Annotated in this window: 19 protein-coding genes; 14 read left to right on the forward strand and 5 right to left on the reverse strand. The window is 37.3% G+C overall.

Annotated features, from left to right (window positions below; all coding sequences use genetic code 11):
- Nucleotides 1-796: 796 nt before the first annotated feature.
- Complete coding sequence (locus OM074_RS17575) at nucleotides 797-2809, reverse strand: thioredoxin domain-containing protein (protein WP_301201857.1); 2013 nt, start codon at nucleotides 2807-2809, stop codon at nucleotides 797-799.
- Nucleotides 2810-3078: 269 nt separating this feature from the next.
- On the opposite strand from OM074_RS17575, the gene OM074_RS17580 reads away from it, so the two are divergent.
- Complete coding sequence (locus OM074_RS17580; protein ID WP_301201859.1) at nucleotides 3079-3285, forward strand: DUF3820 family protein; 207 nt, start codon at nucleotides 3079-3081, stop codon at nucleotides 3283-3285.
- A gap of 230 nt (nucleotides 3286-3515) precedes the next feature.
- Nucleotides 3516-4739, forward strand: coding sequence for a phosphoserine phosphatase SerB (gene serB, locus OM074_RS17585; protein WP_301201861.1), 1224 nt, complete (start codon nucleotides 3516-3518; stop codon nucleotides 4737-4739).
- Nucleotides 4740-4860: 121 nt separating this feature from the next.
- On the opposite strand, the gene OM074_RS17590 is transcribed toward serB, so the two are convergent.
- Nucleotides 4861-5295, reverse strand: a complete 435-nt coding sequence (locus OM074_RS17590) for a four helix bundle protein (RefSeq protein WP_301201862.1) — start codon at nucleotides 5293-5295, stop codon at nucleotides 4861-4863.
- Nucleotides 5296-5393: 98 nt separating this feature from the next.
- Nucleotides 5394-6545, reverse strand: coding sequence for a THUMP domain-containing class I SAM-dependent RNA methyltransferase (locus OM074_RS17595; protein WP_301201863.1), 1152 nt, complete (start codon nucleotides 6543-6545; stop codon nucleotides 5394-5396).
- 374 nt (nucleotides 6546-6919) lie between these two features.
- On the opposite strand from OM074_RS17595, the gene OM074_RS17600 reads away from it, so the two are divergent.
- On the forward strand, nucleotides 6920-8527 hold the full coding sequence (locus OM074_RS17600; RefSeq protein WP_301201864.1) for a fumarate hydratase: 1608 nt from the start codon (nucleotides 6920-6922) through the stop codon (nucleotides 8525-8527).
- Nucleotides 8528-8989: 462 nt separating this feature from the next.
- On the opposite strand, the gene OM074_RS17605 is transcribed toward OM074_RS17600, so the two are convergent.
- Nucleotides 8990-9433, reverse strand: coding sequence for a NifB/NifX family molybdenum-iron cluster-binding protein (locus OM074_RS17605; protein ID WP_301201865.1), 444 nt, complete (start codon nucleotides 9431-9433; stop codon nucleotides 8990-8992).
- A gap of 424 nt (nucleotides 9434-9857) precedes the next feature.
- On the opposite strand from OM074_RS17605, the gene OM074_RS17610 reads away from it, so the two are divergent.
- Nucleotides 9858-11174, forward strand: a complete 1317-nt coding sequence (locus OM074_RS17610; protein ID WP_301201866.1) for a carboxypeptidase-like regulatory domain-containing protein — start codon at nucleotides 9858-9860, stop codon at nucleotides 11172-11174.
- A gap of 1102 nt (nucleotides 11175-12276) precedes the next feature.
- Here the strand turns inward: OM074_RS17610 and OM074_RS17615 are convergent.
- Nucleotides 12277-12804, reverse strand: coding sequence for a UpxY family transcription antiterminator (locus tag OM074_RS17615; RefSeq protein WP_301201867.1), 528 nt, complete (start codon nucleotides 12802-12804; stop codon nucleotides 12277-12279).
- A gap of 1180 nt (nucleotides 12805-13984) precedes the next feature.
- Between OM074_RS17615 and OM074_RS17620 the strand changes: the two genes are divergently transcribed.
- From OM074_RS17620 to pseI, 10 genes are all read left to right on the forward strand, one after another.
- Nucleotides 13985-15064, forward strand: a complete 1080-nt coding sequence (locus tag OM074_RS17620) for an RNA/DNA-binding domain-containing protein (RefSeq protein WP_301201868.1) — start codon at nucleotides 13985-13987, stop codon at nucleotides 15062-15064.
- Nucleotides 15061-15375, forward strand: a complete 315-nt coding sequence (locus OM074_RS17625; protein WP_301201869.1) for a DeoR family transcriptional regulator — start codon at nucleotides 15061-15063, stop codon at nucleotides 15373-15375. The genes OM074_RS17620 and OM074_RS17625 overlap by 4 nt, the downstream gene beginning before the upstream one ends.
- Before the next feature lie 183 nt (nucleotides 15376-15558).
- Nucleotides 15559-16839: a nucleotide sugar dehydrogenase gene (locus tag OM074_RS17630; RefSeq protein ID WP_301201870.1), complete on the forward strand. Its 1281-nt coding sequence runs from the start codon at nucleotides 15559-15561 to the stop codon at nucleotides 16837-16839.
- Nucleotides 16840-17141: 302 nt separating this feature from the next.
- Entirely contained in the window at nucleotides 17142-18896 is a 1755-nt protein-coding gene (locus tag OM074_RS17635) for an ABC transporter ATP-binding protein (RefSeq protein WP_301201872.1), read from the forward strand.
- A gap of 11 nt (nucleotides 18897-18907) precedes the next feature.
- The gene (pseB, locus tag OM074_RS17640) at nucleotides 18908-19924 is read left to right on the forward strand and encodes a UDP-N-acetylglucosamine 4,6-dehydratase (inverting) (protein ID WP_301201873.1); all 1017 of its coding nucleotides are present in this window, start codon (nucleotides 18908-18910) and stop codon (nucleotides 19922-19924) included.
- A 2-nt stretch (nucleotides 19925-19926) separates the two neighbouring features.
- On the forward strand, nucleotides 19927-21084 hold the full coding sequence (pseC, locus tag OM074_RS17645) for a UDP-4-amino-4,6-dideoxy-N-acetyl-beta-L-altrosamine transaminase (protein WP_301201874.1): 1158 nt from the start codon (nucleotides 19927-19929) through the stop codon (nucleotides 21082-21084).
- The gene (pseF, locus tag OM074_RS17650) at nucleotides 21081-21773 is read left to right on the forward strand and encodes a pseudaminic acid cytidylyltransferase (protein ID WP_301201875.1); all 693 of its coding nucleotides are present in this window, start codon (nucleotides 21081-21083) and stop codon (nucleotides 21771-21773) included. Before pseC ends, pseF begins: the two co-directional genes overlap by 4 nt.
- Nucleotides 21763-22770, forward strand: coding sequence for a UDP-2,4-diacetamido-2,4,6-trideoxy-beta-L-altropyranose hydrolase (gene pseG / locus OM074_RS17655; RefSeq protein WP_301201876.1), 1008 nt, complete (start codon nucleotides 21763-21765; stop codon nucleotides 22768-22770). Before pseF ends, pseG begins: the two co-directional genes overlap by 11 nt.
- Nucleotides 22770-23231, forward strand: coding sequence for a GNAT family N-acetyltransferase (locus OM074_RS17660; RefSeq protein ID WP_301201878.1), 462 nt, complete (start codon nucleotides 22770-22772; stop codon nucleotides 23229-23231). Before pseG ends, OM074_RS17660 begins: the two co-directional genes overlap by 1 nt.
- A gap of 23 nt (nucleotides 23232-23254) precedes the next feature.
- Nucleotides 23255-24298 (forward strand): pseudaminic acid synthase, encoded by a 1044-nt coding sequence (gene pseI, locus OM074_RS17665; RefSeq protein ID WP_301201879.1) that lies wholly within the window; start codon nucleotides 23255-23257, stop codon nucleotides 24296-24298.
- Nucleotides 24299-24302: the final 4 nt, after the last annotated feature.

Consider the following 24302-nt stretch of genomic DNA (forward strand, 5'->3'; position numbering starts at 1 on the left):
TAAGATCGGATCCGTAAGTAATAGCTGTTAGCCAATAGCTGATAGGACGGCTGCGCCTTTAGGACGCTACGCTTTAGCTTAAATGCATGCTACTAATACACCTTTTTACTCAGGAAAAACATTCCCGGATCCGTTCTTTATAAGCACCTTGTAATTAAGATCGGATCCGTAAGTAATAGCTGTTAGCCAATAGCCAATAGGACGGCTGCGCCTTTAGGACGCAACGCTTTAGCTTGATTGCTTGCTACTAAAACATCTTTTTTACACAGGAACAACATTCCCGGATCCGATCTTTATAAGCGCTTTGTAAATAAGATCGGATCCGTAAGTAATAGCTGTTAGCCAATAGGACGGCTACGCCTTTAGGACGCTGCGCTTTAGCTTGAATGTTTATACTACAGCATTTTTTGCACAGGAACAACATTCTCGGATCCGATCTTTATAAGCTTCTTGTAAATAAGATCGGATCCGTAAGTAATAGCTGTTGGCCAATAGGACGGCTGCGCCTTTAGGACGATACGCTTTTGCTTGATTGCTTGCTACTAATACACCTTTTTGCACAAGAATAGTATTTCCCCCTTGCCTCAGGGCAAAGAGGAAGATTGGTTTTCGTAGGGGAAGCTACTATCTGCTCTCAACCCTCAGCTCTTTGCACTCTGCACTTCGCCATCTTAATACTTGGTTCTTTTTATAAGCACCTTTAATTAAGATCGGATCTTTTTTACTAAAAACTATATGCTATTTGCTATTTGCCATAAGCCATAAGCTATTTGCTACAGGCTATAAGCTATTACCCCTACAACTCTTTCAGCTTTTGCAAAACTTCTTTATATGACGACATTGGTAAATGGCAACAATTGTTCTTGCACAGGTGAAAAACAACCTCATCACTATCTTTTCCTTTTGCTATGGGTATTGTATGATCACCGGAAGCAATAAAAACAAAAGGATCAAAACGCTTTAAAATATCTTTATGCTCTTTGTCTTTGCTATTACCAGAGAGCACTAACTCAAAATTTTCGTATATAAAAAACAGTTTTAAACGCTGCCAGTTGGCATAATACTTTCCATGCTCATCTATTCGTCCACTCAAATTTTTCAGCATCTGGCATGAAGTATGGTAGGCCTCTTTATTAAGATAATATTTACTCAACCGATACAAATTAATGGCCATTACCGAATTTGAAGCCGGTATAACATTATCTGATGTTTCACTCTTGCGCACAAGCAATGGGTCGTCCTTTACCGAGGTGTAATAAAACAACTGATTGTCATCATTAAAAAAATGTGCGCTTACGTATTCACACAATGTATGCGCCAATTCTATCCATTTCTCTTCAAAACTTGCCATATACAGTTCAATCCAGGCGTCGATCAATAAAGCATAGTCATCTAAAAATCCATTAATCACCCCCTTCTCTCCCTTTAAACTCCTCCAAAGGCCTCCATCATCCCGAAAGGCCGTATCCTTGATAAATTCTGAAGTTTTAATGGCATCCGATAAATACTCCTCTTCCCCTGTAGCCTTGTAGGCCATCACCAAACCTTTAATCATGATGGCATTCCAGGAGGTCAATATTTTATTATCCAATAAAGGCCGCTTTCTACACTGTCTTCTCTCGAAAAGCAGATCCTTACATTTACTTATTTTCTCTTCCAACTCTTCACTTTCAAGGCCTGACCTGACAGCTATATCACCCATAGCACTCGATTGAAACAAAATATTGTTACCACATTCCCAGTTTCCCTGCTCGGTAATATTAAAAACATCACAAAACAAATCGGCATCCCCGGCTAAAACATCACGGATTTCTTGATAAGTCCATACATAAAACTTCCCTTCTCTGCCTTCGCTATCTGCATCCAAGGAGGCAAAAAAACCGCCTTCTTCCGATTGCAGCTCCCGTTTTACAAAGGCAATCGTTTCTTTTACCACCCTCTTATACAATGGATTCCCTGTAACCATATGGGCAATTGAATACACTTCTACCAACTGTCCCTGATCGTACAACATCTTCTCAAAATGGGGAACCTTCCAATATTCATCTACCGAATACCTTGCAAATCCACCTCCAAGGTGATCGTAAATACCTCCCTGAGCCATACGTGTCAGGCTCGTATCAACATAATCGAGAACTACAGGATTGTCCTGCTTTTGTAAATACGAGAATAAAAAATGATACTCAACAGGCATTGGGAACTTGGGTGCCCCTTTGCTTCCACCCCAGACAAAATCAACGTTCTGCATCCAGCCCTCAATAGCCTTTTCCATAACCTCTTTGGTAAACAAGGCAGAATCCTTTACCAGTCCAACAAAATCCATCCGCTCTATCCCGGCTTTTATCTGCATCGACAAATCTTTTAGTCGCAAGGGGTCATTATCATGCAACTTCTTCACTTCTCTTAACAGGTTCATCCATTGTCTTTTCTGAAAATAAGTCCCTGCAAAAAACGGTTGACCATTGGGTAAAGCAATTATATTTAATGGCCACCCTCCCTTGCCGGTAGTCAAGTGCGCCACATCCATAAACACCTGATCGAGATCCGGTCTTTCTTCACGATCTATTTTTATTGACACAAAATGCCCATTCATTACCGAAGCCACTTCTTGATCGCTAAAGCTCTCTTTTTCCATAACATGACACCAGTGACATGCAGCATATCCAATGGATATAACCAATAGCTTATTTTCATTCCTGGCCTTTGTAAGAGCATCTTTTCCCCATGGAAACCAATGTACCGGGTTATGGGCATGCATCTGTAAATAAGGACTATTTTCTTTTGCCAATGCATTTTCAATTTGCATCATCTATAAATACATTTAGTCTTTTATAATTCATAAGTAATGCTGACAAGAAAAGCACCTACACTACCTTATTTATGAATTTTTACTATGATTATCTCTATTTCAAACACATTACCTCCAAATAAGGTTTAAAAGTTTTTTGAGAAATATTATTATAGCTTATAGCTGATGGCTTATGGCTTATGGCTTATAGCTAGTGGCTATTAGCTATCGGCTATTAGCTATTAGCTAATTGCTATAATTTCATATCTTTGCCCAAAAGACAAAGACACATGAACGAAAAATTACTGCTTGATTTAGTAAAAACAAGAATGCCTTTTGGAAAATATAAAGGAACCATATTATGCGATTTACCAGAACCTTACCTGGTCTGGTTTCACCAAAAAGGCTTTCCGGAAGGTAAATTGGGTATGTTGTTGGCAACTTTATACGAGATTAAATTAAACGGACTGGAATACCTGCTTAAACCACTGAGGTAGATCAAAGTTACTTCACTGATATTTATACCTTTACGATTAAACAAATAAAATAATATGGTGGTTACAAAAGTAAACCAAACTATATCTGCTACCAACAAATAACCTTTCCCCAACATCAATTCTCCCCCTCTGATGTTAAAAAAGATGAAATTTGTCATTATTTTACGACATGTGAATACCGCATTAGAGTTGATTTGCTATTTTTGTTTACCGAAAACACAAATTATACTATGGCTAGTAATAGAGAGATCATTCTTGTAAATATCTCCGGTGATGATAAGCCCGGATTAACCTCTTCCTTAACCGAAATTTTATCTCATTATAATGTACAGATCCTGGATATTGGCCAGGCTGTTATCCATGACGACTTAGGGTTGGGCATCTTATTTGAAGTACCACAAGCCTACGAGTCGGCCCCGATTTTAAAAGATCTGCTTTTCAAATCATACGAGATCGGCGTTAAAATTAAGTTTACCCCTATTTCGGAGTCAAGATACGCAGAGTGGGTTATGCACCAGGGCAAAGAAAGGTTCATCATTACTTTATTGGCTAGAAAAATCACGGCTGAACACCTGGCAAAGGTTACCAGGGTGATCTCATCTCAGCAATTAAATATTGATACCATCACACGCCTTTCGGGAAGGATCGACCTGAACAATGAACCAACCCAAAACAAGGCTGTGGTTGAACTTTCGGTACGTGGCAACCCCATTGATGCTGAAATAATGAAAAGCGACTTTATGGAGCTTTCGAGCAAAATAGGTGTGGATATCGCATTCCAGGAAGACAACATTTTCAGGAGAAACCGCCGTTTGGTTTGTTTCGATATGGATTCTACATTGATACAAACCGAAGTTATCGACGAACTTGCTGAAAGAGCGGGAGTTGGAGCTAAGGTAAAAAAGATTACCGAAGCGGCTATGCGTGGCGAAATCGATTTTAACGAGAGCTTTATCCAGCGCGTGAGCCTTCTTAAAGGCCTTAACGAAAACGTGATGAAAGAAGTTGCAGAAAACCTTCCTATCACTGAAGGTGCCGAGCGACTGATGAAAACACTGAATAAATACGGTTACAAAACTGCAATCCTTTCCGGTGGGTTCAATTATTTTGGAAATCACCTGAAAGCAAAACTGGGTGTTGACTATGTTTTTTCGAACGAACTGGAAATTAAAAAAGGCAAACTGACCGGGAAACATGTTGGCGAGATTGTTGACGGCAAGAAAAAAGCTGAATTACTGAAGCTCCTTGCCTTTAAAGAAGATATACATTTGGATCAGGTTATTGCTGTTGGCGATGGTTCCAACGACCTGCCTATGCTCCAACTGGCTGGTTTGGGTATTGCATTCCACGCCAAGCCAAAAGTAAAAGCTGGTGCCGACAATTCAATTTCCACCATTGGTCTCGATGCCATTTTATATATGCTTGGCTTTAGAGACAGGGAGATTAGTATATAGCGGGTAGCCAATAGCAGGTAGCTAATAGCGGATAGCGGATAGCTATTTTGCATTATTTAAAACATAAAACAAAAGGATATTTCCAATTAATATCCTTTTGTCATTTTTATAGAATCACACCCTATCTTAATCTAACCAGAAGCCCATTTATCATTTTAACCACTTCTTCTCCTAAACTTTCCAACTCATTTAATTTCTCTTTAGAAATCCATTTCTTCATATAAAATAAATTTACCAAGGTAAGTGTTTCATATAAAGAGCCTCTTGAATAAGCAAGAAACTTAGCAAAATCTTTATCCGTGGCCCGTCCTTTGCCTTCAGCAATATTTTGAGGAACAGATGCGGATGCCCCCTGGATCTGATCAATTAGCTTGAAGTAGCACTTTTGTGTATCAAGTTGTTCTGTAATATCAATAGCCAAACTAGCAAATTGCATAGCTTTTTGCCACACAACCATTCTTTTAAAATTAAACTCATTGTCCATGGTCAGAATATGATTAGATAAAAAAAGCCTGCCCTTTTCAAAAAGCAGACTTAAATCTATAATATTTTTCAATATTTCACAATATTCTCAAACTCTTGTGCTATTTGCCATAAACTAAAAGCTATTAGCTATTAGCTATTAGCCCTAAGCTATACGCTATAAGCTACCCCCTACCTAAACTTAATAATCTTCTTCATGGTGCCATCATAAATATTGAATTTATGGAAACCACATTCAAGGGCACCATTATATAACCTAAGTTTTTCCAACGGTTTTAAACCAACATTCTTCAAGGCTTCTTTGTTTGATGTAAGCACCCAGGCATCGTATCCTGTAAAAGTATGCTTTAACTGATTACCTATCATCCTGTAAAAATCAACCATATCCTTACCGTTCATTAAGCGCTCACCGTATGGAGGGTTCATTATAATCATCCCTTTAGGGTAATGTGGTTCTAATTTTTCAAAAGAAGAAACTGAAAAATTTATATCCCTGTTAAAGCGGAATCCCAAGGCAGATTCCCTTGCAATATCAATCGCTTTTATTGAGGCATCGCTACCAAAAATTTTAAGACGCGGATGTTCTATCTTGTCCCTGGCTTCTTCCACCACTTTATTCCACAAAGACTCATCGTAATCTTTCCACCCCATAAATCCAAAATGCTTTTTATGAAGTCCCGGCGGGTAATTTCGGGCGTACATTACAGCTTCCATCAAGATAGTACCCGAACCACACATTGGGTCAATCAAAGGCATCTTCCGATCCCATCCCGACAGCAAAACCATTCCGGCTGCCAGCACCTCATTCAATGGTGCCTTATGGTTTCCAACACGATACCCCCTCTTATGCAAAGAATCACCTGAACTATCCAATGATATAGTAGCTTTATCCTTTGCCACATGAATAACCAGACGAACATTAGGATTTTCAACATCTACCGAAGGCCTTTTATCAAATTTATCCCTAAACTGGTCTACAATAGCATCTTTTGCTTTTAATGCCACGAATTTGGAGTGGGTAAATATTTCCGAATACACCACCGGATCGATAGCCAGGGTATCATCCACCCCCATAATTTCAGCCCAGTCGTATTTTTTTACTCCATCATAAAGCTCCTGATCATTTTTTGCAGTAAAAGTATGTATGGGATGAAGCACTCTGATTGCTGTTCGTAGCAATAGGTTTGATTTATACAAAATTTCCTTATCCCCTTCAAATTCAACAGCCCGGTTAACCTCGTTAATCTCCTGAGCTCCAATTCCCTTTAGCTCCTCAGCCAGAACACCTTCCAGCCCATGAAAAGTTTTTGCAATCAGCTTCAATGTAGTATGTCTTAAATGAATAAATAAATGGCAAATCGTTACTGCCTTTTCCGCTGCGAATTTAGATTAATTTGATTGTTTTTGCAAGATAACTTTTGCACTATTTAAAAGGACTAAAAGAAACACAGAAGGACTCCACAGCGTACTTTAAACATGAAGCTATCGGCTATTGACAATTCCATAAGGATCAGATCTTCTTCACATGGCGCTTATACAGATCGCCCCCTAACAACTACCCGCCATAAGCCATAAGCTATAAGCTACGCCCCCCTTATGCTCAACAACATCTGTATTAACGAGTGTTAAAATCTGTTTTAGGATTTAATCTTTGTTATCTTTGGGGACTTTTAAAAAATATCAATAAATCATATATCATGTCTGATTTCAAGTATCAAAAACCGTTTCCTATTTTAAAGGATACAACAGAATATCGACTGTTAACAAAGGATTATGTTTCAACAATAGAAGTTGATGGAAGAAAAATCCTTAAAGTAGATCCGGAAGGATTAAAGATGTTGGCCAAAGAGGCTTTTAATGATGTTTCGTTTTACTTGCGCCCTGCCCATCTTGAAAAACTTACCAATATTTTAAAAGATGACGAGGCTTCGGATAATGATAAATTTGTAGCCCATACCATGTTAATGAACCAGGTGGTTGCTGCAGAAGGAGAACTACCTACCTGTCAGGATACCGGTACTGCCATTGTTGTAGCAAAAAAAGGCGAAGATGTATACACCGGAGCTTGTGATGCAGATTATTTATCGCAAGGGGTTTACGAAACCTATAATGAGCGTAACTTACGCTATTCACAGGTGGTGGCCAAATCCATGTTTGACGAGAAGAATACCGGAAACAACCTTCCTGCTCAAATTGACATTTATGCTGATCAGGGTAATAAATATGAGTTTTTATTCCTTACCAAAGGAGGTGGTTCAGGAAACAAAACTTTCTTGTACCAACAAACAAAAAGTTTATTGACAGAAGAGAACCTCACTAAATTTGTTGAGGAAAAGATAAAGGACCTGGGAACTTCTGCTTGTCCCCCATACCACCTGGCATTGGTAATAGGAGGAACTTCTGCTGAAGCAACCCTGGCAACAGTTAAAAAGGCATCTGCTGGTTATTTGGACCATTTGCCTACCGAAGGAAATGATGGCGGACAAGCATTCCGCGACCTGGAGTGGGAAGAAAAAGTATTGAAGATCTGTCAGGAAAGCCAGATTGGTGCTCAGTTTGGCGGTAAATATTTCGTACATGATGTACGTGTAATCCGCTTGCCGCGTCATGCCGCATCTTGTCCTGTAGGTTTAGGAGTTAGCTGTAGTGCCGACAGAAATATCAAAGCAAAAATCACTGAAGAGGGAATTTTTGTAGAGCAACTGGAGAAAAATCCATCAAGATTAGTACCTGAAAGAGCACCAGAACTTGAGCCTGCTGTGGATATTGATCTGGACCAGCCAATGGAAGAAGTACTAAAGGTACTGACCAAGCACCCAATCAAAACACGCCTGAACCTATCAGGAACTTTAGTTGTTGCCCGCGATATGGCACATGCCCGTATCAAGCAAATGTTGGATGAAGGACAAGAAATGCCTGAATATTTAAAGAACCACCCTGTTTATTATGCAGGTCCTGCAAAAACACCGGAGGGAATGCCTTCAGGTAGCTTTGGTCCTACAACAGCCGGAAGAATGGATCCTTATGTTGATCTTTTCCAAAGCAAAGGCGGCTCAATGATTATGGTAGCCAAAGGAAACCGTTCTCAACAAGTTACCCATGCATGTAAGGTACATGGAGGTTTCTACCTGGGATCGATAGGTGGTCCTGCGGCTATCCTTGCCAAAACAAATATTAAATCGGTTGAGGTAGTTGATTTCCCTGAGTTGGGCATGGAGGCTGTTCGTAAAATCCGCGTAGAAAACTTCCCAGCATTTATTATTGTTGACGACAAGGGTAGTGATTTCTTTAGCGAAATGAAGTAGTTGGTAGCTCTTGGCTTATAGCAGATAGCTTATACTGGGTGCTTGAGAGCACTTTTCACCAAGAGTTATTTAACAATAGATCGTTAGATTTTAGATAATAGACATTAGACTGATTTACAATTCGCTTAAAATAAATAAGATAATAATTTTGTCATAAATTATTCAATATATTTAGAATCAGCACATTATAAAGATTTAACGAACTAATGATTTAACAAACAATATATATAATGCCGTTCCCGAATATAGGAACGGCATTTTTTATGATATCATATATGGATAAAAAATAACGATAGACAATCCTATTTCAGAATAAATAGTGTTTGCAAACTCGATTCTATCCCAACACACACCAGCAAGCCTTTGAACAATATGTCATTCATTCGCTATAAACCATTAGCCATTAGCTATAAGCCATCAGCTATAGGCTATTCGCTATAAGCTATTAGCCATTAACCACAACTAACACCCCGAACAGGAAGAACAACCATCTGAAGAACATGAACTTTTACTCTCAATCATAGCTTCAGTAAAATCTTTCAGCAATCCCCTTTTTAAAAGGGAAATATTTTCCTCCACCAATGATGCGGAAGCTTTGTATACTTCAATTTCGTTTTCAAAAAGTATTTTGGCAGCCATGGGACGAAGGTTTGGGGTAATAATGGCTTCTATTTCAAGTTTCTTAATCTCATCCATCGTCAGATATATAGCACTTGTATCGCTTAACGAATAAATAGACGACTGATCGGTATCAATATCAATGATATTATAGTGTTGTGCTTTGTAAAAATCAGGTGCTAATAACTCTTTCTTTAAAGCACTCTCTCCTAAAATTGGCATACATACTTTCATAATCTTTTGTGTTTTAAGGTTGAACTCTACATTCTGGTAACTCCCAAATTGCATTTTCTACATAATTGTAGGATTAATTGGTTTTGTACTCATTGTTATTTTACTGATTAACAGTAAGTATTATTCTTATTTTGTGTTATTCTGGTTATTATACTGCAAGCAACAGGCCAAGTTTTACAATGATCAATGACCAATTAGCAATGATCAATGACCAACAACCAACAACCAATGACTAATCACTAATGACCAATGGCCAATGACTAATGGCCAATGACTAATGGCCAGTAACAATGATCAATTAACAAATAAGCATCAACCAGCGCAGTAAGCAGTTAAAAAATCAGCCAAACAAAAACAAAAAAAAATACTTCTCCAATAGGGGTAAAAAACCACAGTAATGTCTTTAATATAGAAGAACAAACAGGCAATGGCCAGCTGTAAAACAAAAACAACTTAGTAAAACCTAAAATTTAATATCATGAGAACAGAAAAATATTATAAGCGCAGGATTTTGAATATCCTTATTGCCATAGTTTTTATGGTAGGAATTGTACCCGTATCTATTTTAGCCAATCCGGTTGTTGATGATGATATACTGCCCGATACATTAAACACCATTCAATACCGGGGAAAAATAATCGATAGTGAATCAGGAGCCCCATTGGTGTTTGCAACACTAACCATCGAAGGGACGAATATTGCCACTGTATCCAATTCGGAAGGTGATTTTTTATTGAAAGTACCAAAAGAAATGCCTCTGAATACAAAAATCAGTGTTTCCTACCTTGGATATAAAGGAAAATCGTTTGTATTGTCGGATTTAAAACCTGACAAAAACAAACTAAAACTTGACCTGTTAACAATATCTTTGTCGGAAATTAATGTAGCACCCAAAGATGCACACCAAATTATCAGGGAAGTAATCTCCAGGAAAAAAGAGAATTACATCCAGGAACCTTTGCGAATGACTACCTTTTACCGGGAAACAATTAAGCGAAGGCGGAACTATGTATCTTTGGCCGAAGCCGTGATTGATGTTCACAAACAACCCTACTCCAACTATCGTTTGGATGGGATGAAATTATTCAAGGCACGTAAAGATGCTGATTACAGTAAAATGGATACCCTGACTTTTAAATTGCAGGGAGGCCCCTATTCTACCTTGATGTTAGATATTATGAAAGAGCCTTATTCCATCATTACGGTAGAAGAAATTGATTACTACATCTTTAAATTAGAAAACATCACCAAGGTCAATAACCGCTTGATATATGTTATCAGCTTTGAACAGAAGCCTTATGTAGAAGAACCCTTGTTTTACGGCAGGTTATATATCGATGTGGAATCCATGGCCATTTCAAGTGCAAATTACAGCATCAATATTGAAGATAAGAATAAAGCTTCGGCTATGTTTATTAAGCGCAAGCCTGTTGGCGCCGTGGTTTATCCTACCGAAGCCAGTTACCTTGTAAATTACCGTCAGCACCAAGGCAAGTGGATGTATGGCTATTCGCGGGGACAGATTACTTTTAAAATTAACTGGAAGAAAAAACTGTTCAACACAAGCTATACTTCTACTATTGAAATGGCGGTTACCGATTGGCGCAAAGCCACCGAACGTCCGTTTAAAGTGAGCGAACGCCTGAACCAAAACATTATTTTACAGGATAAGGTAGCCGGATTCAGCGATCCACAATTCTGGGGCGACTATAACGTTATAGAACCGGAAGCTTCTATTGAGTCGGTAATTAAGAAGATAAAGAAAAGATTGGATAAGGTGGCCGAGAGTGAGTAGTTTATGGCGGAGGGCAAAGAGCGGAGGGCTGAGAGCAAAGAGCAGAGGGCAAAGAACAGTTCCTTCTCCTATGAAAAACAATCTTCCTCTTTGCCCTGAGGCAAGGGGGAAGTACTGTTCCTGTGCAAAAAAGGTATATTAGTAGCATGTAATCAGGCTAAAGCGCAGCGTGCTAAAGGCGCAGCCGTCCTATTGGCTAACAGCTATTACTTACGGATCCGATCTTATTTACATGGCGCATATAAAGAACGGATCCCGGAATATTGTTCCTGTGCAAAAAGGTGTATTAGTAGCTAACAATCAGGCTAAAGCGTAGCGTCCTAAAGGCGTAGCCGTCCTATCAGCTATTGGCTAACAGCTATTACTTACGGATCTGATCTCATTTACAATACGCTTATAAAGATCGGATCCGGGAATATTGCTCCTGAGCAAAAGATGCTGTAGTAGCGAGCAATTAAGCTAAAGCGCAGCGTCCTAAAGGCGCAGCCGTCCTATCAGCTAATAGCTATTAAAACCAATCTTCCTCTTTGCCCTGAGGCAAGGGGGAAGTACCATGCAGCAAGCATGGGGATGGGGGTCATTTAGAGAATAACTCTTTAGACGTACGCCCATAAGCTAAAACACATTATAGAGGCAGGACTTCTCTTACGGATCCGATCTTAATTACATGGCGCTTATAAAGATTGGATCCGGGAATATTGTTCCTGTGCAAAAAGGTGTATTAGTAGCAAACATTCAAGCTAAAGCGCAGCGTCCTAAAGGCGGAGCCGTCCTATTGGCTAACAGCTATTACTTAAGGATCCGATCTTAATTACAAGGTGCTTATAAAGAACGGATCCGGGAGATGTTGTTCCCATGCAAAAGGTGTATTAGTAGCAAGAAATCAAGCTAAAGCGCAGCGTCCTAAAGGCGAAGCCGTCCTATCAACTATTGGCTAACAGCTATTACTTACGGATGCGATCTTATTTACATGGCGCTTATAAAGATCGGATCCGGGAGATGTTGTTCCCATGCAAAAAGTGTATTAGTAGCAAACAATCAAGCTAAAGCGCAGCGTCCTAAAGGCGGAGCCGTCCTATCTGCTAATAGCTATTGACTATTGTCAATTGCTTCCCCCCTCCTCTTTCATCACGGTTGCCTCTTCCAGGTTTACTACCAGTGTATAACCAATATTTGAAATGTTCAGGTACAGTTTTTTGGTTCCCTGAATGGTTTCTACCGTACCTTTTATCCCTTTCAACGGACCGGAAGTAACGGTAATCTCCTCTCCCTTTTTAATATTTCGTGCCTCAACATCAAAAGCAATCTTGTTTTCAATGGTTCTGCGCATGGCTTCAATTTCATATTCAGGAATATTAACAGCCTTGCCCTTGTACGACACATAAGCCACTATTCCATTTACCTGAAAAACATCATTATACCTTTCCTTAGGAATTTTAATGAAAATATAGGAACTGATCGCAGGTACCTCAACCCACTTTTTACGGTCGCTCCACTGGCGCAATTCCCTTTTTATGGGCAGGTAGTTTATAATCCCAAGCTTATTAAGCTCTTCTGCCACTTTCTTCTCTGCCCTCGACTTGGTATACAGGGCATACCAATAGTTTGCTGTTGTTGTGCTTTCTTTCAAAATCCTCTAATTTTCTCAATTATGCAAATGTAATTTTTTTGAAATAAAAACTATTCAATCACCAACAAATTATTGCGAAGAAATCCGACGTGACATATAACCATGGAGCAGTTTCTTGAAAAGAATCGAGTAGCAAGATGGCGGAGCGCGGAGTGCAAAGAGCTGAGGGCGGAGAACAGTGCCTTCTCCTATGAAAAACAATCTTCCTCTTTGCCCTGAGGCAACGGAAAGTACCATGCTGCAGTGTATGGGGATGGGGGTCATTTAGCGAACAACTCTTTGGACGTACGCCCATAAGCTAAAACACATTATAGAGGCAGGACTTCACTTACGGATCCGATCTTATTTACAAGATGCTTATAAAGATCGGATCCGGGAATATTGCTCCTGTGCAAAAAGGTGTATTAGTAGCTAACATTTAAGCTAAAGCGCAGCGTCCAAAAGGCGGAGCCGTCCTATCTGCTATTGGCAAATCAGTATCAATATTGCGAAGTGCGAAGTGCAAAGAGCTGAGGGCAGAGAACAGTGCCTCCTCCTACGAAAACCAATCTTCCTCTTTGCCCTGAGGCAAGGGGGAAGTACCATGCAGCAGGCATGGGGATGGGGGTCTTTTAGAGAACAACTATTGGGACGTACGCACATAAGCTAAAACACATTATAGAGGTAGGACTAATACGCAGCAAGCCTGTTATATGTTATTTAAGGATCCGATCTTATTTACAATACGCTTACAAAGATCGGATCCGGGGAAATGTTGTTCCTATGCAAAAGATGCTATAGTAGCAATTAGTTAAGCTAAAGCGCAGCGTCCTAAAGGCGCAGCCGTCCTATCAGCTATCAGCTATTAGCTAACCCCTACCCCACCAAGCTCTACCTCTAACATTCTACTCACTTTTTCGAAAAAAGAAACTTCTAAAATTACTTTGTATTTCCCGTAACAAAACTAATTTTGCACCGTATTTCTCTCTTGGTTTGGGTGGTTTGCTGTAACTCACCGTGCCGTAGGCATACCCGGCGGTCAACAATGACCAATTAGCAGTTATCAATAACCAATGACTATTGACCAGTAACCACCATTCCTGTATGAAAAACAAAGATATACGTTGGAAACAACGACTTTCAAATATTTTAAGCTTTTATCTGAGGATAAATAAAAAACCGCTAAATAACAATTATATCCATGAACTCCGATCAACTTAAATACATAATAGCTCAAGGTGAAAATGAAGCGGTTGAGTTCAAATCTTCTTTTAACAAAGCCGCAATTGAAACTATAGTTGCATTTTCAAACACAAAAGGAGGCTTGGTTATCATTGGGGTTTCTGATAATATGGAAGTAACAGGGGTTAATACTAACAACGAATCTATTCAAAACTGGCTAAATGAGATAAAACAAAAAACCGAACCTTCAATCATCCCAAATAAAATAGAAGTTGGAGTTGATTCAAAAGAACTGGTAGTCTTATCTATTCCTGAAGTCCCGGTAAAGCCTGTAGCCTTGCAAGGTCGTTATTATTTAAGAAAAGGAAATTCGAACCACTTGTTAAATGCAGATGAAATTGTTGAATTACGAATGGAAAGTATGAATCTCTCTTTCGATGCATATCCGGTAAAAACAAAATTTAAAGCGCTCAACAATGCTGCATTAAAACTGTTTTCCACCAAAACCAAAGAAAAGGGGCGTTACATACCTTCACCAATATTAGAAAACGACTTTCATAAATTGGGATTAATTCAGAATGATACACTAACACGAGCTTGCGAACTTCTATTTGGCTTGCATCACACGTCAATACATATAGGCAGATTTAAATCATCGTCCACAATTATTGACGACATACTCATTAAAAGCCCATTAATCCAAGCTGTTGAAGAAGCTATGGATTTTATAAAAAAGAATATAAGGTTAGGTTATGAATTTACAGGAGACCTTAGCCGCAAGGATAAGTGGCAATTCCCTTTACAGGCAATTAGAGAACTATTGCTTAATGCTATAATCCATAAAGATTACCGAAATCCAACAGATGTGATCATAAAGATATATGACAATGAAATTCAGTTTTCAAACCCGGGTAATTTATTTGGTAACTTAACTATCGATGAATTAAATACGGATAGCTATCAACCTAGACATAGAAACAGGTTATTAGCTGAAGTGTTTTATTTAATGGGAGAAGTAGAAAAGTACGGTACCGGTTTTAAAGAATACGCGATTGGCTTAAAGAATACCCAAATCTTACTTATAGGATCGAAAACATGAATGATTTCACACGGATTATACTTAGACAAAAGCATGAAACATTTGCTTCAGATCAAGTAAATGTCCCCGTAAATGTCCCCGTAAATGTCCCTGTAAATGTCCCTGTAAATGAAAGACAACAAAAAATATTAGAGATAATACCAACCACCCCTTATATAACAAGTCAGGAGTTGGCAAACCTATTAAACGTAAGTCTGAAAACAATAAAAAGAGACTTAACCAAACTTAAGAATATCAAACTAATACAAAGAGTTGGTTCGGATAAAACAGGATACTGGAAAGTAATTAGTAACCTATATGCTAAGAGATAAGAGCAGAGAGATGAGTTGTTTTACAAACCAGTAACCAATGACCAGTGACCAATTAGCAATTATCAATAACCAATGACCAAAAACCAATAACCAATAACCAATGACCAGTAACCAATTAGCAGTTATCAATAACCAATGACTATTGACTATTGACCAGCAACCAGTAACAAGTAACAAGCAACAATGAAAAATAAAATAGCCGTAGTTGGGTTAGGATATGTGGGACTACCACTAGCCGTAGAATTCGGAAAAAAATATCCAACTGTAGGATTTGATATCAATATACAAAGAGTAACAGAACTTCAAACGGGGCATGACCATACCCTGGAAGTGGAAAATGACTACCTTCTGGAAGTGATCAACAACTCAAACGGAAATTCCGGTATACAATTTACTGCAGACAGTAAAAACATTGCCGACTGCAACTATTATATTGTAACAGTTCCTACCCCAACCGACAAAAATAACCGTCCTGTTTTAACTCCTTTGATTAAAGCCAGTGAAACCATTGGCCGGGTGCTCAAAAAAGGGGACATTGTTATTTACGAATCAACAGTATATCCGGGACTAACCGAAGAGGAATGCATCCCTGTACTGGAAAAAACATCAGGTCTGCAGTACAACAAAGATTTCTTTGCTGGCTACTCGCCGGAGCGTATCAATCCCGGCGACAAAAAGCATACAGTTACCAAAATTCTTAAAGTTACCTCAGGCTCTACCCCTGAAGTAGCTGAAAAAGTGGATCAACTATATCAATCCATTATTGTTGCAGGAACACACAAAGCACCATCAATAAAAGTAGCAGAGGCTGCTAAAGTTATTGAAAACAGCCAGCGCGATATTAACATTGCTTTTGTAAATGAGCTGGCTAAAATATTTAGTTCTTTGGGCATTGATACACAGGATGTATTGGAAGCCGCCGGAACAAAATGGAACTTCCTTCCTTTTAAACCTGGCTTGGTTGGGGGACACTGTATAGGCGTGGATCCCTATTATTTGGCCCAAAAAGCACAGGAGGCAGGCTATAACCCCGAAATTATTTTGGCAGGCCGTCGCATGAACGATGGCATGGGGGCCTGGGTAGCTTCACAGGTGGTTAAGCTCATGATAAAAAAAGGACACACCATCATCAAAAGCCGTGTTTTATGTTTGGGTATCACCTTTAAAGAAAATTGTCCGGACATACGCAACACCAAAGCTATTGATGTAATTAATGAGCTAAAGGATTATGGTTGTGCTGTAGATGTATATGATCCCTGGGCTGATAAAAAGGAAGTTGAGGACGAGTATAATATAACACTTATCAATAGCTACGAAAACAAAGCATACGATGCCATTGTGCTAAATGTAGCTCATAATGAATTTAATGAATTGGATATCGCATCTCTTAAAAACGGGAACAATACTGTAGTGTATGATATTAAAGCTGTTTGGGATGTGGATATGGTGGATGGGAGGCTGTAAGGGATAGCTTTTAGGACGGCTACACCTTTAGCTGATAGGACGCTGCGCTTTAGCTTCATATGTCGCAACCAAAACACAGTTACAGAGCATTTCTGTCTAAAATAAGAGTTGAAAACCAGAATCCAGTAACCTATATGCTAAGAGCAGAGAGATGATTGATTTTGCAAACCAGTAACCAATGACTATTGACTATTGACTATTGACCAGTACACTAAGAAGTGAGAAGTGAGTTATGAAAAAAAGATAAAAACTATTAAAGCCAGAATTAACCAGAAACCAGCAACTAGAAACCAGTACAAAAAATGAACAACCTTATATTCTCAACAATAAAACGTATTCTACAAGTATTACCACCCGGGTATAAAAAGAAAAGTGCAAAAATGATGATACTTCTTTTTATTAACTCAGTGATGGAACTTTTTGGGTTGGCGGCTTTCCTCCCTCTCTTCTCTGTTATTTTACAAGATGGAGTAATTCAAACGCATCCAATAATTAGTAAAGTGTATAATAGTGGGGGTTTTACTAGCGAAAACCAATTTATACTCTTCTTAGCTGGATTTATTGTTTTTGCGATAATCTTTAAAAACATAATGAGTCTGTATATACTACGATCACAAGCTAGTTTTTCATTATCATTGTATCAAAACTTTGCCATACGGTTACATCAACTATATTACAGAAGAGGCTTTGCCTATTTTAAAAGTACAAATAGTAATGTAATTATGCGTGATGTGAATGTTATCCCTAAATTATTTTCAAATAACATTGTATTACCAATTTTTAATTTCCTAAATGAACTATTTGTACTAGGTTTTATAATAGTAAGTTTGGTATTATACGATTGGAAAGCCATTGTATTATTAAGTTTTACTATTTTACCAATTTTCCTATTATTCTACAATTGGGTAAAAGGGCGCAGTGCAAAAATTGAACAAGAATCTAATAGAATTCAGCCTCTACTAGGGAAAAGCATTTTTCAGAGTATTTTTGGATTTATTGATGTGGAAATAACCAATACGCAAAGACAATTTAGAGAAAAAATAAAGTACTATCTAAATAAAATGGTTACTTTAAGTATTAAGCGAACTATTTATGCACAAGCGCCTACAAAAGTTATTGAGGCAGGTATGGTTATCACTATTTTTGCTATTACTGCTTATGGTTTATACTTTATTCCCGAGCGTACCGGACTTGCAGCTCTTTTAGGATTATTTGCCTTGGCTGCGTACCGTATTCTTCCTTCTGTCAATAGAATTATGATAGCTCTGATAAGTATTAAGGGTCATCAATTTACTTTTGATACAATTAAAGACATCAAGGGTACTAAGTTTTCAGACATGGATGATAAACCTATATCATTCGACAAAAGTATTCAATTAGAAAACCTTTGTTTTCGTTTTCCCGATCAAAAAAATAATTTACTCAAAAATATCAACTTTACTATTAACAAGGGTGACAATATTGGCTTTATTGGACCATCTGGAGCTGGAAAAACAACTTTAATGAATCTTCTTTTGGGTTTTTGGCAGCCAAACGATGGACAAATTACCGTTGACAATATTATTTTGGATAAATCTACCTTAAGACATTGGCGTGATAAAGTTGGTTATGTACAACAAGAAGTTTATATATTAGATGGAACTATTGCTGAAAATATAGCTTTTGGTGAAAATACAACCGAAATAGACAATAATAAACTGGAACATGCGCTTAAACAAGCCAGCTTATGGGATTTTGTTAATACGCTTGCGAAAAGAGCCAATACAATTATTGGCGAACGTGGTGCCAAACTTTCAGGTGGTCAGCGACAACGAATAGGTATTGCCAGAGCTATATACTCTGGAGCTTCTGTACTTTTTTTTGATGAGGCAACCTCTGCCCTTGATACTCAAACAGAGGAAGAGATTACGGAAAGTATACGACAACTTAGTAATGGAGAATTAACTTTGGTTGTTATAGCACATAGAATTAGCACATTAAAGTATTGTGACAAGATAATTGAAATCAACCAAGGTATTATTACAAAAGAAACAAATTACAAAGAAATTAACAAATAAGTATTTATATCATGGCTTTAAATTATAAATCAGTATTAATTACAGGTGGAACAGGATCTTTTGGTAAAAAATTTACTGAATTAATACTTAAAGATTATCCAGAAGTAAAGCGAATTGTTATTTATTCAAGAGATGAATTAAAACAATTTGAATTACGCCAGAAATATCCCCCGACACAATATCCTCAATTACGTTTTTTTATTGGCGATGTTCGTGATAAAGCAAGATTAACAAGAGCTTGCGAGGGAATAGACGTGATTATCCACGCTGCAGCGATTAAACAAGTGGATACCGCAGAATATAACCCAACAGAATGCATTCGCACAAATGTGGATGGTGCCGAAAATGTTATAGATGCAGCCTTGTCTTGTGGTGTTAAAAATGTAGTAGCCTTAAGTACAGACAAAGCATGTGCACCAATTAACTTATATGGCTCTACTAAACTAACATCAGATAAGTTATTTACCGCTGCAAATAATATTAGCGGATCAAAAGACATACGTTTTTCTGTTGTTAGATATGGAAATGTTATGGGGTCACGTGGTTCTGTTATTCCGTTCTTTATGAATAAAAGAAAAGAAGGAGTTCTACCTATCACTCATATGGAAATGACTCGATTTAACATCTCGTTAGAAGAAGGAGTTCGTCTTGTGTTCTTCTCGATTGAAAATGCCTTAGGTGGGGAAATCTTTGTTCCTAAAATTCCATCTTATAGAATTACTGATGTTGCCAAAGCAATTGCACCCGAATGTAAATTAAAAGAGGTGGGAATACGTCCAGGTGAAAAATTGCATGAAGAAATGATTACGGAGACTGATTCACTAAATACGATTGAGCTCGGCAAATATTATGCAATATTACCTTCTGTATCATATAAGCATACAAAAGAAGATTTTATTAAGCATCATAGAGCCAATCCTGTTCCGTTTGGATTTAAATATAACTCAGGAACTAATACAGAGTGGGAAACAGAGGAGACATTAAGAGCAAAAATTAAAACATACGTAGATCCAAATTTTACAGTTTGATTATGAAGCCAATTTCGTACGGAAGACAATCTATTGCTCAAGAGGATATTGATGCCGTGGTAGAGACATTAAAATCAGAATACCTAACTCAAGGACCCCAAATAAAAGAATTTGAGGAGAAATTTGCAAAATATGTAGATACTAAATATGCGGTGGCAGTGGCTAACGGAACTGTTGCATTGCATTTATGTGCAATGGCTTTGGATGTTCAACCTGGAGATAAATGGTTGACAACTCCAATCACATTTGCTGCAAGTGCAAACTGTATAAAATATTGTGGTGGTGAAATAGAATTTGTTGATATTGATCCTGAAACGTATTGTATTGATATAGATAAAATCGAACAAAAGTTAATTTCTGCACCTGCAGGAACATACAAAGGCATTATTCCTGTCGATTTTGCTGGCTATCCTGTTGATATTGAAAAAATATACGCTGTTGCAAAGAAATATGATCTGAAAATAATTGAGGATGCTTGTCATGCTCCAGGAGGATATTTTATTGATTCTAAAGAAATAAATCAAAAATGTGGTAATAGTCGGTTTGCTGATTTAGCAATATTTTCTTTTCACCCAGTTAAACATATAGCAACCGGAGAGGGGGGAATGGTAACAACAAACGATAAAGAATTATATGATAAACTTTGCCTTTATAGAACTCATGGAATTACCAAAGATGAAAATCTGATGGATGAAAATCATGGAGGTTGGTACTATGAGATGGTCGAATTAGGATATAATTATCGCTTATCAGATATGCAAGCTGCTTTAGGGATATCTCAATTGAAACGAGCAGCTGAAGGAGTTTCTCAACGACAAAAAATAGCTGATTCATATACAAAAGCTTTCTCGGAAATTGAAGAAATACAAACTCCTGTTGTTCCCAAAAATGTTAGCCATGCCTATCATTTATATGTAATTCAGGTTGATGACAGAAAAGGATTATACGAACACCTGAGAGAAGCAAAAATATTTAGTCAGGTTCATTATATTCCTGTTCATACTATGCCATATTACAAAAAGCAAGGTTGGAAAAAAGGAGATATGCCTGTTGCAGAAGCTTATTACAAAAAGTGTTTAAGCTTGCCAATGTTCCCGACTTTATCAAATGAGGAACAACAATATGTTATCAATAAGGTAATAGAATTCGTAAGCAAATGAATAAGTCAATCGCAATAATACCTGCTCGTGGCGGAAGTAAGCGGATACCGCGAAAAAACATAAAAGAGTTTTGTGGGAAACCCATTATTGCATACTCAATTGAAGCAGCATTGCAATCAAATCTTTTTGATATTGTAATGGTTTCAACCGACGATGAAGAAATCGCTGAAGTCGCAAAGAGCTTTGGAGCTCAGGTTCCATTCTTCAGATCAGAAGATAGTGCTAACGATTATGCACCTTTAGCAGTTGTTGTTGAAGAAGTTTTACAATCATTCGCAGAAATAGGTGAGACTTTCGACTCGTTTTGTTGTATTCTGCCAACTGCTCCATTTATAAATGCTGATTTTTTAATATCTGCTTACGATAAATTAAGTAAGACTGATTGTACTGCAGTTTTTCCGGTTGCACAGTTTTCTTACCCTATACAACGAGCTTTGCATTTCGATGAAAATAGAATCAAGATGATTCACCCTGAAAATATGCAAGCTCGCTCTCAGGATTTGGAAGATACATTCCATGATGCTGGTCAGTTCTATTTCTTAAAAACAGATGCTTTTTTGAAAGAGAAGGTGTTGTTTACAAAAAATGCCTCATCTGTAATTTTGCCGGAATTGATGGTTCAGGATATTGATACAGAGGTTGATTGGCAAATAGCAGAATTAAAGTATAAACTCGTAAATGAGCAATAATAAAAGAACAGTATATCTCAGAGTTGATGGAAGTAAAGTAATAGGATATGGGCATATATTCCGTTGTATTGCTTTAGCTCAGATGTTAAACACTGAGTTTAACTGCATTTTCGCAACTCGCATCTTTGATTCATTTCTAAAAAATACAATTTCACAAGTAGGATTTGACATTATTGAATTACAGCAAGATGAATCTCATTATAGTGAATTTTTAGATAAGTTAGCAGGTGATGAGATTGTTGTTCTTGATAATTACTTTTTTGAGACGTCGTACCAGATAGATATAAAACAAAAAGGCTGCAAATTAGTTTGTATTGATGACATTCACAACAAACACTATACTGCAGATATTGTTATTAATCATTCAGAAGGGATAAACCAAGAATCTTATTCTATAGAAAAATACACAAAGCTTTTATTGGGATATAAATATACTTTATTACGTCCAGAGTTTTTAGAAGCTTCCAAACAAGAGAAAATAATCTCGAATAAAAAGAAGGATGTATTAATCAGTTTAGGGGGAACAGATCCTGAAGATTTAATAATAAAGATTGTAAATACATTCTTGAAACATCCTATTATTAATTCGATTTCTTTAATTTCAAAAATAGATTGTAGTAAATTTGACAATCCAGACAATAAAGAAATAAAAGAATATTGGGAATTAAATGCCTCTGAATTATATAATACAATGTTAAATTCAGATATTGGATTTCTCCCTGCAAGTACTATTTCTGTAGAAGCATGTGCATGTAAATTGCCGTTTATCGGAGGTTGGTTTGTCGATAATCAGGTAAATATTTATAGAGCCATTATTAATAAAGGATTAGCTCTTGGGATAGGAAATATCAATGAACTGAGCGTAGGAGAATTATATAAAGCAATTTCTGATATTTCAATACATGAAAATGCAACAAGAATAGCTTCTCATCAATCAAGAGTTATTGATGGAAATTCAGGTGCCAGAATATTAAAAGCATTCAAACAAATATGTTAATGACCGAATTATCATACAGACGAGCAACTATTGGTGATGCTAAATTATTATACGAATGGGCTAATGAACCATTGGTTCGTAAAGCATCGTTTTATTCCGATACTATAATTTGGGAGAATCATGTTGCTTGGTTCAAAAGAAAGTTGAAAGATTCTAATGCTCAAATATTAATATTTGAAAGCGAAAACAGAGCTGCCGGACAAGTCAGAATTGAAAATGGAGAAGAAGCGATTATTGGTATTTCTATAGACGAATATTTCAGAGGGAAAAAACTTGCTCCTATGATACTGAAAATGTCCTGTAAAGAATTTTGGAAAAACAATAATAATCCAGTTTTTGCATATATTAAAACAGACAATACTGCTTCTGTAAAATCGTTTAAAAAAGCAGGTTTTAAGTTCGAACGAAACGATTGTGTTAATGGGAATGATTGTTTTGTATATAAAGTTAAAAACTATTAATGAAAAAACTTTAATTATAAAATATGCAAATTGGAGATTTCAATATCAATTCAGGAAAGACTTTCATTATAGCTGAATTATCAGCTAATCATGGACATGATATCAATATTGCCATAGAAACCATTCGAGCAGCAAAACGTACCGGAGCAGATGCAATAAAACTACAAACATATACTCCTGATACCTTAACGATTGATTGTGACAATGAGTATTTTCAGGAATTGCTAAAAGGAACAATTTGGGAAGGTAAAAAATTTTACGATTTGTATAAAGAAGCTTACTTACCATGGGAGTGGCATGAGACGCTTTTCTCTGTGGCAAAAGAAGAAGGGCTAATCTGTTTTTCATCTCCATTTGATAAAACAGCAGTTGATTTTCTTGAACAGTTTAATCCTCCGGCATATAAAATTGCATCGTTTGAAATTCAGGATATCCCATTGATAGAATACACGGCTTCTAAAATGAAACCAATTATTATCTCTACAGGAATGGCAGAAAAAGAAGATATTGCTTTAGCTGTTGAAACATGTCGTAATGTTGGGAATAACGATATAATACTTTTAAAATGTACATCATCATATCCTGCCCCAATTGAAGAAGCCAATCTTGCAACAATTCCCGATTTAAAAAAAATATTTGGCGTTGAAGTCGGACTTTCTGATCATACAATGGGATTTATAGCTCCTGTTACAGCTACATGTCTTGGCGCACAGGTTATTGAAAAACATTTTATTCTCGATAAATCTATAGGAGGACCTGATGCTCCTTTCTCCCTCGATGAAAAGGAATTTACAGATATGGTTGCTGCTGTTCGGCAAGCGGAAAGCGCAATTGGTAAAGTAAATTATGAATTAACTGAAAAAGCTCAACAGAATAAAAAATTTGGACGATCACTTTTCGTTGTAAAAGACATAAAAAGAGGTGATGTCTTTACAGAAGAAAATATTCGTTCCATTCGTCCATATTACGGATTACATCCAAAGTACTTAAAAGAGATTATTGGCCAAATTTCAAATATTGATATAAAAAAAGGAACCCCATTATCCTATAAGCTAACACGCAAATAATTCC

This window comes from Plebeiibacterium marinum, from assembly GCF_026013615.1.
GTDB lineage: Bacteria > Bacteroidota > Bacteroidia > Bacteroidales > Marinilabiliaceae > Saccharicrinis > Saccharicrinis marinus_A.